The following is a 12,578-nucleotide window of genomic DNA, read 5'->3' on the forward strand; positions in this document are numbered from 1 at the left end:
GAAATAGGGACGTCCAACGTCCCTATTTCCACACACCTTGTCATGACTGGACCGGTCACGCGGGACTGTGTGGATTTTTGCTCGTCCAACGCACCAAAATCCACACAGTCCGTGCCGCAGGCACCAGCTCCACCGGTCACGGAAACGACCATGAACAGATCGAATTCCAGAAGCCCGATATCGCGTCAGGCCGTACTCACGGACATGAGAGCACCACGAACCGCAGCTCGCGCAGGAGACGCCAACCCTGCAGGGCTGCGTTGGCCCGCTCCTCTACGGCCCGGATCCGGGTGTGTGAGCGGTCGGCCGCCTGCTGGCCTGTGGAGAGATTCGCCCACCGCCCCAGTAGGGCACACGCACGGTGCCGCCGTAGCCCTTTCTTCCCGTGTTCGCGGCGCTTTCCGGAGTAGCAGGGGCGGTCGGCGGCGGTCGATCCGCCGGGGCGCATCGGCCAACTTGGGGCGCGAGCGCAGCAAGCAGGTCGACTGCTTCGCGGATGCAGCGGTAGGCTGCGATACTGGCCTTCATGACTCCAGCGAACCGCCCGGACAAAGTCCACTTGAGGGCGTTCACCGAGGCCGACCTCGCCTTTCTCGACCGCCTCTGCACGGATCCCGATGCGCTCGGCGAGTTCGAGTGGCCCGGATTCGGTGATCCGAGGGCACGCCGCAAGCGATGGGAGATCGACGGGTATATCTCCGCCGAGTCCGCGGCGGTTGCGATCGCGCGGGCCGACGACACGGTTGTCGGCATCGTCTCCTGGAAGCCCCGCGGCTTCCCCTCGGGTGTCACCTATGAGATCGGCGTGGGGGTGCTCCCCGAGCATCGCAGACAGGGGGTGGGCACGGTGGCGCAGAGCCTGCTCGTGGACTACCTGTTCGGCCGCACGACCGCGAACAGAATCGAAGCCCTCACCAATGGCGGTAATCTCGGCGAGCAGAAAGCCCTCGAACGCCTGGGGTTCCGCCGGGAAGGGGTCATGCGCGGCAGGTCCTTCTACCACGGCGAGTATGTCGATGTGCTCGTCTACGGTCTGCTCCGCTCAGAGCATTGTCCCGGAACGCCATGAGCACTCCTCCCAAACTGTTCAGAGGGAGGCAGGCTTCAGGTCGACGGCCGGGTGATCTCTCCGCCGCCCTGGCCCGGCTCACTCGCCGGATTCGTGGCCTACTCGCATCCCACGGCTTTCGCCGACCTGCAGTGGCTCGTCTGCCGCCTCGGCCATCGTGGCCGCCGCGCCACAGGAGGTGAAGGTGAACTGCTGACCTCCGAACCCGCTGTCGTAGTACCACGCGCCGGTGGGCTGCACTCCCTTGAGCTTCTAGACAGCAACAAATCCCGGTTGTCCGGCACCGTTGGTGTTGGTGACGGTCAACTCGTAGACCCAGGGGTCCGCGGGACCGCTCTGGACGTAGCTGCCGGTGAGGATCCACGGCCCACCGCCCTGGCTACTGCGGACCGCGCCGGTGATGTATTGACGGGCTTCATCGATAGTCAGCGTGTACCGGTTTCCGTACTGATCCTGAATGCAGTCTCCGTCGGAAAAGGCCATAGCAGGCTCCTTTGGTCGCCGGAATACCCTCCGGGCACGCGTGAGCCGACGACGTGACCGCTGGTTTCCGTCGTTTGTCTGGTTCGCCACAAGCCAGGTCGTCGTGGATCGACAAGCGTTACATGCCGACAGCAGAATTGAGCAGGCAAATCCGGTTTGCTGCCCCATTGGGCAGCCATAAGTACCTGGCGGCAAGGAAATGCTCGCGATCGGAAATCTACCGCCGATGCCGATCACACTCCCCAAGACAAGCGACAAAGCGACGCCGGGCGCATGCACCGCGTACCCTGGGCGCAGCACTCAGAGGGCCTGGGAGGTGAGTGCGCTGGAGCTTCGACACCTGCGCTACTTTCTTGCGGTAGCGGACGAAGCGAACTTCACCCGAGCCGCACGACGACTCCATGTCAGCCAGCCCGCCCTCAGCCAGCAGATTCGCGCGGCTGAAAAGATCGTCGGCGGCGAGCTTTCCACCGTGATCCCCAGGGTGTCCGCCTGACCGCCGCGGGGCAGGCCTTGGTGGAGCCGGCCAGTAACGCGCTGGCGGTGGTCGCGGAAGGCGTCCGAGAAGCCCGCAATGCGGCTCGCACCGACACAGGGGTCCTGCGTATCGGTTTGTCGTGGATCGAGGCGCTCGGAGAGTTACAGCAACCGATCTTGTCCGCTTACGCCGAGGCATATCCTGAGACCCACCTCGTCTTCACCTTGCTGGATCCGGGCGAGCAGTACCATGGCCTGCCAGGCAACGTCGTCGACATCGCTCTCACCCGGTTGCCCCTGGATCCCGAGCAGTGCGCGTGGATTGAACTCTTCGCAGACCAGCGTGTGGTCGGCGTCGCCGTCGGCAACCCCGTTTTCGACGCACCCGCGGTGCACGTCGCCGACATCATCGACATGCCGGTACCGAACATCGTCCTGAGGACGGCGGCGCCATCGGTGCTGTCGTACTGGATGCTCGACGAATTACGTGGCGAGCCCGGTCAACGCGTCGGAGAACTGATCGGATCACCGACAGAGCTTGCCTACACCGCCCTTCACCACTCGGACCTCATCTGCGCCGGGCCCGGAACAGTGCGCAGGTACCCACCGCTTCCACCGTCGCTTCTCCGTTTCATCGACATCGTCGACGGTGGAACGAACTGCGCCGTCGTGGCATGCCGGCGCAACGAGAGACGGCCCGCCGTACTGAGGTTCTGCGAGATGGCCAAGAAGGTGACGCGCCAGCTCGGGCGCTCCCTCCTGCCCTCTGGCACGACGATATTGGGCACGTCGAACTGACCGACCTCGCCGGAGCGCTCCAAGGCCGACGGCTGGCCATACACCCCATTGATCGCGATAACCATGGCCTATTGACCCATTCATTCCATGTATTCGACACACGCCGGCCTCGATGCGAAGCTAGGTCGACGGAAAGGAATCAAGTATAAGAAGGAATACGAATGCGTAAACATGAGAAGCCAAACGTTCCGCAACGGCGCAATCCAAGGCGGAAAGCGACACTCACCGCCTGCGCAGCGCTGCTGCTGACGGTTCTCGGCGGCTGGGCGTTGCCCGCGCAAGCGCAGGCTGCTCCTGGGTCGACCTACTACCAGATCGTCAACCGTGACAACCGATGTCTGGCAGTGTCCGGCGCGGCCACCCACCACGCCGCCCCGGTCGGAGTGCAAACCTGCTCGGGAGCGAGCAACGAACTGTGGGACATCCAGCCGATCGGCGACGGCTACTACTTCATCAAGGTGCGGCACACCGGGATGTGCCTCAACGTCGCTTACTTCGGCCAGGCCGACGGGTCCGACATCGTGCAAGCGACGTGCAGCGGCACGACCAACGAGCAGTGGCTGCCGCGGGACTCCGGAGACGGCGAATTCTGGCTGGTCGCCCGGCACAGTCAGAAGTGCCTCGACAAGACCGGAGACGACACCACCCAGTGGGCCTGCCACAAGAAGTGGGCCTGGTGGCAGCAGTGGCGCTGGTCCGACACCGGTATCCCTGTCGGCTGACCAGCGCGGGAGGCAACTACTCGGCGTCACACCATGGCAAGAGTGGTGCGACGCCGAGCCCCGGCCGTCGACATCGGCTTCCTGGCCGGTTCGCCGCGGCCTTGGCGCTCCGCACAACATGAGCGGCCCTGGGAAAGCTCGATGCCTGCTCTTCACCACCATGGCGACCCTCGCGGCCGAGCGCCGAAACCAGGCTCGCGCGGCGACGACAGCGACCGCTACCTCATATTGAGTCTTGCAAGTTCTGCTATGTGGAAGCTAACCTCCGCAGACTGAAATTAGCTGGCATCGCTCGCTTCTACCGGGAGGCGGATCCATGGTGAAGAGGACGCAGGCCGAAGCGGCCCCGAGGCCCGAGGATGAACGGCTCGGGATCGGCAAGAATTTCGCTTACGGCATCCAGCACGTCCTGACGATGTACGGCGGGATCATCGCTCCCCCGTTGATCATCGGCGGTGTCGCGGGCGTCTCACCCGCGGAAATCGGGCTGCTCGTCGCGTCGTGCCTGTTCATCGGCGGGCTGGCGACGATCCTGCAGTCGTTTGGTGTGCCCTTCTTCGGTTCCCGGCTGCCGCTGGTCCAGGGCACCTCCTTCGCCGGCGTGGCGACGATGACGGCGATCGTGGCCGACGGCGGGCTCCCCGCGGTGTTCGGCGCGGTGATCGCCTCCGCCGTACTCGGCCTGATCATCACGCCGGTGTTCTCCCGGCTGGTGAAGTACTTCCCGCCCGTCGTCACCGGGACGGTGATCACGGTGATCGGGCTCAGCCTGATGCCGGTCGCGGCCCAATGGGCGATGGGCAACAACACCAAGGCGGCGGACTTCGGCTCGGTCTCCAACATCGGACTGGCCGCGCTGACCCTGACGATCGTGCTGGTGCTCAGCAAGATCGCCGTCCCGGCGATCTCCCGGCTCTCGATCCTCCTGTCGATCGTGGTGGGCACCGTGCTGGCCGCCGTGCTCGGCAAGGCCGACTTCACCAAGGTCTGGGACGGCCCGATCTTCGCGATACCGACACCGTTCGCGTTCGGCCCGCCGACCTTCGACGTCGCCGCGATCGTGTCGATGTTCATCGTCATCCTGGTGACCCTCACGGAAACCACGGCCGACATCCTCGCGGTGGGAGAGATCGTCGGCACCAGGGTCGGCAAACGCCGGATCGGTGACGGCCTGCGCGCCGACATGGCGTCCTCGGCGATCGCGCCGATCTTCAACGGGTTCACCCAGAGCGCTTTCGCCCAGAACGTCGGCCTCGTCGCGATCACCGGGGTCAGGAGCAGGTTCGTGGTGACCGCCGGTGGCGTGGTCCTGCTGATCCTCGGCATGCTCCCGGTACTCGGCCGGGTGGTCGCCGCGATCCCGTACCCGGTCCTGGGCGGGGCCGGGCTCGTGCTGTTCGGCACGGTCGCGGCGTCCGGCATCAAGACTCTGTCCAAAGTGGACTACGACGGGAACCTGAACCTGGTCATCGTCGCGGCCTCCGTCGGGCTCGGCATGGTCCCGATCGCCGCGCCGGACTTCTACCACCATTTCCCGGCGTGGGTCGGCACGATCTTCCACTCGGGGATCAGTTCCGCCGCGCTCATGGCGGTCGTGCTGAACCTGGTGTTCAACCATCTGAAGCCGGGCAAGGCGGGCGCCGACCCGTCGGTGTTCGCGACGGCGACCAGGGTGATCGACTACTCCGACCTCAAAGCCTTCTCCCAGCTGGAGAACGGCGACAAGATCGTCGACGGCAAGATCGTGGACGCCGACGGCAACCCGGTCCCGGTACGGGACGCCGACGGCCGCCCGGTGCAGTACCGGATCGGCTCCGAACCGGAAGGACACTGACACGGTTGTTCAGTCCAGGACAGGCCTTCCACGGAACCTCTTACACGAAGTCGAGCATCCACGACTGACGGTCATGACCAGTCCATTGTTCGCCGCCGACAGGGTTTCCGTTCCCACTGTGCGTAGCCCACGCGTCCATGAAATTCCCAAGCCCGCCCAGGTCACATGCGATTTCGTAATGAAACGGGTCATTCGATTTACTGAATAAAGCGAACCGCTGCCCAGGACTGTTGACATAGTCATATATACCGTACTGCCATCCCGGATACCCTTTTGAAGCGGCAGGATAGTCAAGAGCCCGATTCCACCTGTAATTGATGAACGTGTAGTCGTAGCCCGCGCCACCCGTTGGATTGGTGTACACGTTCCATATCAGCGTCGTACCCCGTTGCATTCCCAAAGTCCGACCTTGGAATTCAGAGCACCTCCGCTGCTCACGTGAGCATCAAGACAGTACCTCTTTCCGTCCGGGCTGAACTTGTTGACAATCAACGCCTTTCCTACGTAAGTAAGCTCCGAGGCAGGCTTCGCGGGCCGCTCCGCAGCTACCGCACTTGATGTACCGCCCAGCAGTGCCGCCACGACAAGAAGGGGCATCACCACCCGCACAAACTGCGACTTCGTATACATCTACACCTCTCAGGGCAGCACTGGTCATGATGTTCACCGGAGGGATCGTCCACTAGATCTCCTGCCCGCGACGTGACGCGATACGTGTTCGCGGACGGCGGGCGCGCACGAACCCCTGTCAGCAGGTTTGCCCGTTCAGGCCGCCTTTGAGGTACGCACTTCGGACGAACCCGATGACCTCGTTGATGGGGTTGTGGTCGAGCACGAGATGCCAGTAGCCCTCGGGCGAAGCACTGTTCGGCAGATAGCAGATGTCCGCCAGATCATCCCGCGTCGGCCACTGCTGATTGGCATGACCCTCATTGCACCTCACCGTCGGACACTGAAAAAGAGAAAGAGTCGGGATGTCCGACGTCACACCGACGCCGACCCCCAGGGTTCCCGCAGGCGCCGGCTGCCTCCAACCTTGCTGGTTTCCGCCGGCTTCCTGTGCCATCGAGACGGGAGCCGCACTTGCGGTCGAGGCCTGTAGCGCAGCACCTCCCGTCGCGGCACAAGTCACCAAAAACAAGGCGATCAATCTTCTCGACATGGTCGGCATGAGCTCTCCCGTCTCAGAAGGGACCTATCACCAAAACCAGGGAAGTGTCGTCGCGGCCGAGACCGGCAAAGCCCGATATTAGCGGCGAGCAGATCGCTTGGATTGGAAAAATGGAAGGTCCCCGCAAGAGCACGCTGTCGGCGCAGCGCGTCCCCGCGAAGGCCGCATGGACGCGATTGGGCCGGATGGCTCCTTGCGCCCCGAAGCGCCGGCCACGCGAACTCGTCAGAGGCGTCTCTTCGGGCAATCCTGACGTCAACCCGTTCCGGCCGCCGAGGGAACTCTGCCAAACTCACTCTTCGGTCGATGTGGATCAACGACATCCTCGGAGGGCTGGGAACCGTGGCGCAGCATCCTCCGGGAACACACGGCGAGTACTGGACGACACGACTGCCCGCCCTCGGCTGAGGCACCGTGTCAGCTTTTACCTCGCCTTCCAGCGGATGACTCCCGTTCCCGAAGTCCGCACCATGGCCGCGACGAACTCGGTCGTGATCATCATCGACCTGGACCCTCCGCGCCGACGCCGGCTCACCGGCCCCCGCTCACCGGCGGTTCAGGACTCGTATCCTGAAAGTCCGCTGTAGCCCCGGACCCCAGACACGAAGAAGGCCCAGGTCACGTGACCTGGGCCTTGTGCTCCCCCGCTTGGACTCGAACCAAGAACCCTCCGGTTAACAGCCGAATGCTCTGCCAGTTGAGCTACAGGGGATTGTGCTCCGCACCGGCCGGATCGCTCCGACCGATGAGAGAACTTTAGCCCATCCCCTCCGACGCCCGCGCACCCACCCCCACTTTTCCGCTCGCCTCGTCAAGCTCGCGTTTTGAGGGACAATGACAGCCGGAGCAAGATCGAACGGGAGGCGTGGACTCGGATGAAGATGTTCCTGCTGGGTGCGGCCGCGGGCTACGTATTGGGCGCGAAGGCCGGCCGGGGACGGTACGAGCAGATCGTGCGGACGTACCGCAAGATCGCTGACCACCCCATGGTGCAGGGCGCCGCCGGGGTCGCTCGCGCCAAGGTCGGCGAGAGGTTCGGGCAGCGCTGACCCTGCCCAGGGCGAGCTGAAGGGACCCTTCGCCGCATGCCACGCGATGAAGGGTCCCTTCAGCTCACGACGGCGACCACGAAGACGCGCCGGAACTCGAACCAGGTGGTCCCGTCGGGGCGTGGCGGGTACGCCTCGTCCAGTTTGCGGGCGATCTGCGCGCGGAAGTGGTCCCAATCGGCCCCTGGGAGGGCTTCCTTGACCGGCCGCAGCGAGGTACCGGTGATCCATTCGAGCACGGCGTTCTCCCCGGCCAGCCGCTGCAGGTACGTCGTCTCCCAGGCGTCGACGGCGCAGCCCGCGTCGGCGAGCAGGTTTCCGTAGCCGAGCGGGCTGTCGACGGCCTCGTTCTCCCGCAGGACGACGTCGGCGAGACGCGGAGCCCACTCCTCGGTGCGGGCCAGGGCTCGGACCAGGGCGTGTGACGGGGCGTCGAAGTTGCCGGGGACCTGGAACGCGAGCGTCGCCCCGGACGGCAGGAGATCCACCCAGCGGCGGAGCAGGACGCGGTGCTCCGGCACCCACTGGAGCACGGCGTTCGAGATCACGACGTCGGTGTCCGGTTCGGGCGCCCAGTCGTTGACGTCGAGGACTCGCGCGTCGACGCCCCGCGAGCGAGCGGCTTCGACCATCTCGGGTGAACTGTCGCTGGCCTCGATGATCGCGTCCGGCCAGCGTTCCACCAGGTCGGCGGTCAGGTTGCCAGGGCCGCAGCCGAGGTCGACGACCCGGCGGGGCTTCTCGGCCGGTATCCGCCCGATGAGGTCGTAGAACGGCCTGGCCCGCAGGTCGGCGTAGTCGAGGTACTTGACCGGATCCCACATGGCGCCTCCCAGCGATACAGTACGAGCGTACTGCTAGCCGTGGGGCTTGGCCAGTTTCTCCGCCGCTTCCTCGGCGATCGCCTTGATCACGTCGGCGTCCGTGCCCGGATCGGGCCGCACCTGCAGCACCGTGCCGTCCTGGCCGGGGACCTTGCGCTCGACGAACCACGCTCCCCCTGGCTCGAGTTCCTTGCGGTGCCGCCCCCGGACCGAGCCGTCGACCCGCTGCCGCACCAGGATCGGGACCTTGCCCGGCTGGGCGAGCTTGAACCGGACCGGGGTCTTGTCGGCCAGCAGCACGGCCCGCCCCGCGGTCCCGGTCTCCTCGGACTCGGTCAGGGTGAACACCCCGTCGGACCACGCGGCCTTGCCGACCAGATGCCAGCCGACCCGGCGCGGGCCGGGGATCCACAGTCCCAGCGGCGTGACCAGCAGGTACCCGCCGCCTTCGACCGCCGCGCTCCCGACGACGTGTTCGCCGTCCTCCAGCGTGCCGTCGAAATCCGCCGGGACACGGTCACCCAGCAGGTGACGCAGCCAGCCCATGCTCAGTAGTCCAATCCGCCGATGGCCTGTTCCTTCAGCGCCTTCCGGTACTGCTCCAGGGCGACGAGGTCGCCGAACAGCGCGCGGTAGTCGTCCGGCGCCTCGACCGGGGAAAGCCGCTGGAGTTTCGACTTGATCTCGTTGATCTGGCGGCCGACCATGCCTTCCTGCACCGCCGCGAGCTGCGCGGAGATGTAGCGCGAGTCGACCTCGCCCTTGGCACGCAACGGTTCCACCGAAAGCTCGCTGAGCACTCGCCGCACCGTCCCCTGTGGACAGTGCGGGGCGGCCGCGTCGAGCAGGGCGGGACCGGTCAGCCCGGAACCCGCTCCCCCGGCGGACAGCAGCGCCTTGTGGATGGCGACGTAGACCGGATGGGTGAACGCGTCCTCGGGGAGGGCGTCGTATTCCGTCCCGGCGAGCATCGGCTGCTGCAGTGCCGCTTTGAGTGCTTCGCGCTGCGCGATGAACCGCGGGTCGCCGGGCGCGGGCCTCGGCAGGTCCTCCTCGGCGGTCGCGGTGGCGGCTGCGGCGGGCCGCCGGGGCTCGACGGTGACGGAGCGTTTCGCCGTGGCCCCCGCGCTTCCGCGGACCCGGTTCACCACCTGCGCCGCGTCCTGCCAGCCGACCCACCAGGCGAGTTTCGATGCGTAGCCGTCGCGGCTGGCGCGGTCCTTGATCCCGGCGACCATCGGGACGGTCTTCTGCAGTGCCGCGACCTGACCGTCGACGGAGTCGAGGTCGAAGGCCTTGAGCATGCTCTTGATCGCGAACTCGAACAGCGGGATCCGCCGCGCGACCAGGTCGCGCACCGCGGTGTCCCCCTTGGCGAGCCGCAGTTCGCAGGGGTCCATGCCGTCGGGGGCGACCGCGATGTAGGTCTGCCCGGCGAAGGTCTGGTCGCCTTCGAAGGCCTTCAGCGCCGCCTTCTGACCGGCTTCGTCACCGTCGAAGGTGAAGATCACTTCGCCGCGGAAGGCGTCGTCGTCCATCATCAGCCGCCGGAGGACCTTCATGTGGTCCTCGCCGAACGCCGTCCCCGACGACGCGACGGCCGTCGGCACCCCGGCGGCGTGCATCGCCATCACGTCGGTGTAACCCTCGACCACGACGACCTGGTGCCGTTTCGCGATCTCGCGTTTGGCCAGGTCGAGGCCGAACATCACCTGCGACTTCTTGTAGATCGGCGATTCCGCGGTGTTCAGGTACTTCGCCGAGACGCGGTCGTCGTCGTACAGGCGCCGCGCGCCGAATCCGACCACCTCGTTGCCGACGTCGCGGATGGGCCAGAGCAGCCGCCGGTTGAACCGGTCCATCGGCCCGCGCTGCCCTTCCTTGGCCAGCCCGGCCGTGAGCAGTTCCTTGACCTCGAACCCGCGGTTGAGCAGATGCTTGGTGAGCTTGTCCCAGCCCGCCGGGGCGTACCCGCAGCCGAACGTCTGCGCGGCGGCGGCGTCGAAACCCCGCTCGGACAGGAAGTCCCGCGCCGCGCGCGCGTCCGGGGTGAGCAGCTGCTCGGCATAGAACTCCTGGGCGGCGCGGTGCGCTTCGATCAACCGGGCGCGGGTTCCGCGATCGCGCTGGACGCTTCCGCCGCCACCTTCGTAGGTGAGCCGGAAACCGGCGCGATCCGCGAGCCGCTCGACGGCCTCGACGAACGAGATCAGGTCCATCTTCTGGATGAACTTGATCACGTCGCCGCCTTCGCCACAGCCGAAGCAGTGGAAGGTGCCGTGACTGGGGCGCACGTTGAAGGACGGCGTCTTCTCGTTGTGGAACGGGCAAAGCCCCTTCAGGCTGCCGCCACCGGCGCTGCGCAGCGCCACGTAGTCACCGATGACCTCGTCGATCCGGTTGCGGTCGCGCACTTCCGCGATGTCGCTATCCCGAATCCGTCCTGCCACGTCTCCACTCTAGTTCTTGCTCCCGGAGCGCCGTGCGGCACACTCGGGGAATGAGCACCGCCCTCGACGAACTCGCCGGGAACTTCGCCGCACTGCGCCCCCATCTGGTGTCGGTCGCGTACCGGCTCACCGGCGCGCTGTCCGACGCCGAGGACGCGGTGCAGGAGTCCTGGCTGCGGCTGAGCGGCCTGGACGAGCGCCGCCGCGCGGCCATCGAGGACCACAAAGGCTGGCTGACCACCGTCGTCAGCCGGATCTGCCTCGACAGGCTGCGTTCGGCCGTGGTGCGCCGCGAGCGGTACGTCGGCGAATGGCTGCCCGAGCCGGTCCTCGGCCCGCTGGGCACGCCGTCTTCGGAGGACCCGCTGACCGTCGCCGTCCGCGACGACGGGATGCGGATGGCGGCGATGGTGGTCCTCGACCGGCTGACCGCCGAGCAGCGCGTCGCGTTCGTCCTGCACGACGCGTTTTCGGTGCCGTTCGGCGAGATCGCCGAAATCCTGGGCTGCACCGTGGAAGCCGCGCGCCAGCACGGTTCCCGCGGCCGCCGCGCGGTCGCCGACGCCGATCCGCCGCCCCGGACGGCGCTCGCCGAGCAGCAGCAGATCATCGAGAAGTTCATGACCGCGATGCTCACCGGCGACATCCAGGCGGTGGCCGAGGTGCTGCACCCGGACGTCGTCCTCGTCGGCGACGGCGGCGGCAAGGCGCGCACCGCGGTGCACACGGTCACCGGGTTCGACAAGGTCACCCGGCTGTTCCAGGGGCTCATGCGGATGTACGACCCGGCCGGGATCGAGCAGGCGAGGCTCGCGCTGGTCAACGGCGACCTCGGGCTCTACATCCCGCCGCAAGCCGCTTCGGGGCAGTACCGGGCGCTCGACGAGCACGTCGACGCCTTCGTCGTCCGTGACGGGAAGATCGTCGCGATCTACGACATGGCGAACCCGGACAAGCTCAGCACCGCCCGCACCCGCGTGGGCCCCTGACCGCGTCAGGGAAGCGGGATCCGGCAGGCGTCGCCCGAGGTGAAGCCCTGCGCGGTGATGTCGAGCGCGCTGTTCATCCGGGCACGCATGTTCTCGAGCCCGATCTGATAGGTCAGCTCGATGACGCCCTTGCGGCCGAACTCGCGTTCCAGTTCGGCGACCTGCTCGTCGGTGACGGTCACCGGGCTCGCGGTCATCGCGTCGGCGTAGGCGAGCGCGAGCCGTTCCTGCGCGGTGAAGGCGGGCGACTTCGCGTAGTCGTCGATGTTCTTCAGCCGTTCGATGTCGAGTCCCTCGTGCAGTTGCAGCATGGTCCCGAAATCGATGCACCACGAGCAGCCGAGCCGGGTCGCGACGCGGTATACGGCCAGCTCACGCACATTCGCGGGCACCGTCTTGCTGGCCTTCTCCGCCAGCAGTTCGTGCACACCGTTGGCCCGGAGCAGCGCCGGGTGGTGCGCGTAGACGGCCATCGGCTCGGGAACGGCGCCGAAGCGCTTCCCGGCGAACTTGTAGATCAGCTTCAGCAGGAAACCGGCTTCGGCGGTCTTGACGGCGGGGATGCGCGGCATGGTGTCCTCCTCGTGCGGTTGCGATCAGCAGGTGGACGAGACGGCCCGCGCGGACGTGACAGTCGCTCTCGGTGACGTGGGCCACGCGGTGGGAACGGCGCCGAGTTCGCCTTTTCGCCGGAACCCTCAAGGGATCGTCG

General features: G+C 66.4%; 14 protein-coding genes, 1 tRNA gene and 1 pseudogene. 7 read left to right on the top strand and 9 right to left on the bottom strand.

All coding sequences use genetic code 11. From position 1 onward, the window contains the following. Window positions 1-220 precede the first annotated feature (220 nt). A pseudogene (locus AMYAL_RS50260) lies at window positions 221-537 on the bottom strand (hypothetical protein); the annotation flags it as partial. A 22-nt stretch (window positions 538-559) separates the two neighbouring features. Between AMYAL_RS50260 and AMYAL_RS0100545 the strand changes: the two are divergent. Then, window positions 560-1,069 (top strand): GNAT family N-acetyltransferase, encoded by a 510-nt coding sequence (locus AMYAL_RS0100545; RefSeq protein WP_020629347.1) that lies wholly within the window; start codon window positions 560-562, stop codon window positions 1,067-1,069. 78 nt (window positions 1,070-1,147) lie between these two features. Here AMYAL_RS0100545 and AMYAL_RS49130 read toward each other — a convergent pair whose 3' ends face one another. After that, complete coding sequence (locus tag AMYAL_RS49130) at window positions 1,148-1,309, bottom strand: hypothetical protein (protein WP_020629348.1); 162 nt, start codon at window positions 1,307-1,309, stop codon at window positions 1,148-1,150. A gap of 12 nt (window positions 1,310-1,321) precedes the next feature. Continuing rightward, on the bottom strand, window positions 1,322-1,552 hold the full coding sequence (locus tag AMYAL_RS0100555) for a hypothetical protein (RefSeq protein WP_020629349.1): 231 nt from the start codon (window positions 1,550-1,552) through the stop codon (window positions 1,322-1,324). A gap of 316 nt (window positions 1,553-1,868) precedes the next feature. Here AMYAL_RS0100555 and AMYAL_RS50115 point away from each other — a divergent pair, with 316 nt between their 5' ends. The 4 genes from AMYAL_RS50115 (at window position 1,869) to AMYAL_RS0100575 (ending at window position 5,383) form a co-directional block, all read left to right on the top strand. Then, on the top strand, window positions 1,869-2,048 hold the full coding sequence (locus tag AMYAL_RS50115; RefSeq protein ID WP_245192734.1) for a LysR family transcriptional regulator: 180 nt from the start codon (window positions 1,869-1,871) through the stop codon (window positions 2,046-2,048). A 20-nt stretch (window positions 2,049-2,068) separates the two neighbouring features. After that, on the top strand, window positions 2,069-2,827 hold the full coding sequence (locus AMYAL_RS49775) for a LysR substrate-binding domain-containing protein (protein WP_167336133.1): 759 nt from the start codon (window positions 2,069-2,071) through the stop codon (window positions 2,825-2,827). Window positions 2,828-2,988: 161 nt separating this feature from the next. Beyond that, window positions 2,989-3,549, top strand: coding sequence for an RICIN domain-containing protein (locus AMYAL_RS45465; RefSeq protein WP_084702070.1), 561 nt, complete (start codon window positions 2,989-2,991; stop codon window positions 3,547-3,549). Window positions 3,550-3,865: 316 nt separating this feature from the next. Then, a complete protein-coding gene (locus tag AMYAL_RS0100575) occupies window positions 3,866-5,383 on the top strand; it encodes a nucleobase:cation symporter-2 family protein (RefSeq protein WP_020629353.1) in 1,518 nt (505 codons plus the stop codon). Window positions 5,384-6,131: 748 nt separating this feature from the next. Here the strand turns inward: AMYAL_RS0100575 and AMYAL_RS49135 are convergent. Both AMYAL_RS49135 and AMYAL_RS0100590 read right to left on the bottom strand, forming a co-directional pair. Continuing rightward, window positions 6,132-6,554, bottom strand: a complete 423-nt coding sequence (locus AMYAL_RS49135) for a hypothetical protein (RefSeq protein WP_143267903.1) — start codon at window positions 6,552-6,554, stop codon at window positions 6,132-6,134. Window positions 6,555-7,193: 639 nt separating this feature from the next. Then, window positions 7,194-7,266 (bottom strand) — tRNA-Asn (locus AMYAL_RS0100590). A gap of 112 nt (window positions 7,267-7,378) precedes the next feature. Here AMYAL_RS0100590 and AMYAL_RS49140 point away from each other — a divergent pair. Next, the gene (locus AMYAL_RS49140) at window positions 7,379-7,603 is read left to right on the top strand and encodes a hypothetical protein (RefSeq protein ID WP_093976630.1); all 225 of its coding nucleotides are present in this window, start codon (window positions 7,379-7,381) and stop codon (window positions 7,601-7,603) included. 59 nt (window positions 7,604-7,662) lie between these two features. On the opposite strand, the gene AMYAL_RS0100600 is transcribed toward AMYAL_RS49140, so the two are convergent. From AMYAL_RS0100600 to dnaG, 3 genes are read right to left on the bottom strand one after another with little or no spacing between them, the layout of a single operon-like run. Then, entirely contained in the window at window positions 7,663-8,427 is a 765-nt protein-coding gene (locus tag AMYAL_RS0100600) for a trans-aconitate 2-methyltransferase (protein WP_020629357.1), read from the bottom strand. 33 nt (window positions 8,428-8,460) lie between these two features. Next, the gene (locus AMYAL_RS0100605; protein WP_020629358.1) at window positions 8,461-8,973 is read right to left on the bottom strand and encodes a hypothetical protein; all 513 of its coding nucleotides are present in this window, start codon (window positions 8,971-8,973) and stop codon (window positions 8,461-8,463) included. Window positions 8,974-8,975: 2 nt separating this feature from the next. Then, entirely contained in the window at window positions 8,976-10,877 is a 1,902-nt protein-coding gene (dnaG, locus tag AMYAL_RS0100610; RefSeq protein ID WP_026466619.1) for a DNA primase, read from the bottom strand. Window positions 10,878-10,927: 50 nt separating this feature from the next. Between dnaG and AMYAL_RS0100615 the strand changes: the two genes are divergently transcribed. Then, entirely contained in the window at window positions 10,928-11,866 is a 939-nt protein-coding gene (locus AMYAL_RS0100615) for a sigma-70 family RNA polymerase sigma factor (RefSeq protein ID WP_020629360.1), read from the top strand. 5 nt (window positions 11,867-11,871) lie between these two features. On the opposite strand, the gene AMYAL_RS0100620 is transcribed toward AMYAL_RS0100615, so the two are convergent. Further along, window positions 11,872-12,438, bottom strand: a complete 567-nt coding sequence (locus tag AMYAL_RS0100620; protein WP_020629361.1) for a carboxymuconolactone decarboxylase family protein — start codon at window positions 12,436-12,438, stop codon at window positions 11,872-11,874. Window positions 12,439-12,578 lie beyond the last annotated feature (140 nt).

This window comes from Amycolatopsis alba DSM 44262 (assembly GCF_000384215.1).
In the GTDB taxonomy this organism is placed as follows: domain Bacteria; phylum Actinomycetota; class Actinomycetes; order Mycobacteriales; family Pseudonocardiaceae; genus Amycolatopsis; species Amycolatopsis alba.